Consider the following 1,852-nt stretch of genomic DNA (forward strand, 5'->3'; position numbering starts at 1 on the left):
CGGCTACAACGAACTGCGCATCGAGGACCGCAAGGGCGCCGAGCAGATCTACGTCCACGCCCAGCGCGACTGGGACGAAAACATCGAGCACGACCAGAAGATCCGCGTCGGCAACGAGCGCCACGACACCGTCGAGGCCAACAGCTACACCGAGCTCAAGGCCGAGGAACACCTCACCGTCACCGCCGAGCGCAAGGTCGAGGTCAAGCCGCAGGACCACCTGACGGTGGGTACCGACCAGCACATCAAGCTGGGCACCGCGCAACTGACCAAGGCCGGCCGCGAGATCCACCTCAAGGCCGGGCAGAAAATGGTCATCGAGGCCGGCATCGAACTGACCCTCAAGGCCGGTGGCAGCTTCATCAAGCTCGACCCGGGCGGCATCACCATCTCCGGCCCGCTGGCCCGCCTCAATGCCGGCGGCTCGCCGGGCAAGGGCTCGGGTATCGGCATCAAGCCACCCGTGTTGCCGGGCGCGGCGGATAGCGACAAGGCGGGGAGCTTGTTGGAGCAGGCCATCAGCAACTGCGTGGACAAGCCGCAGAAGGCGGTCTGTGAAGAGTGCTTGCTCCGAGCACAAAGCAAAGCCCAAGCGCTAGTCGCACGTTGAGAGGCCCGGAAACACCATGAACACCATGACTCATGCTTGGTTAACCCATCTTGGCGAGCAGGCAGAACATGCGCGTTTGCAGCATCTTGATCTTCTGGTCGATGCCAGCAATCTGGACTATCCGCTGCTTGCGCACCTCGATGAATCAGATCAGCGCCCAGATGTTGCCAAGTTGCTTGAAGGTACGCCGGAGGAAGCCATTGCAGCCAAGGGGCCTCTGCTGATTCGCGTGAGCCTCGAGCAACTTGATCATCAGGCTTGGTTAGACGGATTGCTCGCCAGCAAGAATGCCCACCAGCATCTTCTGGCGTTGCTCAGCCCTTGGCCTTTCACTCAACTGGCCAGTCATCTGAGGCACTGCACCCAGGCCGAGTGGAACGACGGAAGGGGCAGCGGTCTGCTGCGTTTTTATGACCCGCGTATGCTGGTGCCCACTAGCGAAGCCCTAGATCCACATCAGATATGGTTCCATGCCCCGATCATCGCCTGGCACTGGCGGGATCGTGATCGGCAGCCACGTAGTTTGCCTGGCAACCTTATGCGTCCAGCGGAGTTACCTTCACCGCTACCGGTCTTGCAACTGACGCGAGCACAGATGGCCAGCCTGCTGGCCTGGAGCGCTGCCGAGGACTATCGGCGCAGTTGGGGTGTGCAGCCTCAGGACTATGGTATGGCCCAGCAGGAACCCTTGATGCGCCACCTGATGCATGGGCAATTGGCGGCTAACCGCGAGGGGCTATATGACCTCGATCAGCGTGACACTTTCATCCGTGCCTGGTTGGCCAAGAATTCTCCTGTTGCGCCGCCTGAAGAGACTGCTGAGGTGTGGGCATGACTCGCAGGGCCTTGGCCTGTCTTCTGGTGGTTCTATCGCTGAGTGGCTGTCTGGCTAAGGAGTCCGAGATGCTCGGTGCCCCGGTGGAGGGCTATAACCATACCTCCGCTGCCATCAACCGTTTCACCGTCAACGGCGCTGGAGGCCCTAATCTAGGCCCTTATGGTGGCGGGGGCGGGCAGGTTTGTTGTGGCTCTGTGCCGCGTTATTGGCGGCCTGGGCTCAGAGCTATTGTGGAGTGGGAGAAGGATCCTAATCCAGGCGCCTCTGTTGGATGGCCACCTCATGGTACCGATGGATGGCGAGAGGCATATAAGAAACACGCGGCCAATTACACCCGCCACCGTGTAGTGGTGGAGATACCTCAATACCAAGAAGCCGGAACCTTGAAAGTGCACTTTTTGCCC

At 60.5% G+C, this 1,852-nt stretch carries 2 protein-coding genes and 1 pseudogene; all 3 read left to right on the forward strand.

Features of this window, described 5'->3' with window-relative positions; all coding sequences use genetic code 11:
• A pseudogene (locus E4487_RS24325) lies at positions 1-610 on the forward strand (type VI secretion system tip protein VgrG); the annotation flags it as partial.
• Positions 611-626: 16 nt separating this feature from the next.
• On the forward strand, positions 627-1,445 hold the full coding sequence (locus E4487_RS24330; RefSeq protein ID WP_175254585.1) for a DUF4123 domain-containing protein: 819 nt from the start codon (positions 627-629) through the stop codon (positions 1,443-1,445).
• 68 nt (positions 1,446-1,513) lie between these two features.
• On the forward strand, positions 1,514-1,852 hold a 339-nt coding region (locus E4487_RS24335; RefSeq protein WP_257229498.1), incomplete at its 3' end, for a DUF3304 domain-containing protein.

It is taken from the genome of Pseudomonas sp. BMW13 (genome assembly GCF_013357275.1).
Taxonomy (GTDB): Bacteria; Pseudomonadota; Gammaproteobacteria; order Pseudomonadales; family Pseudomonadaceae; genus Aquipseudomonas; species Aquipseudomonas khazarica.

Excerpts from the sequence above, each read along its gene's own strand:
- E4487_RS24330 (WP_175254585.1), top strand. The coding sequence starts at position 627 with ATGAACACCATGACTCATGCTTGGTTAACCCATCTTGGCGAGCAGGCA.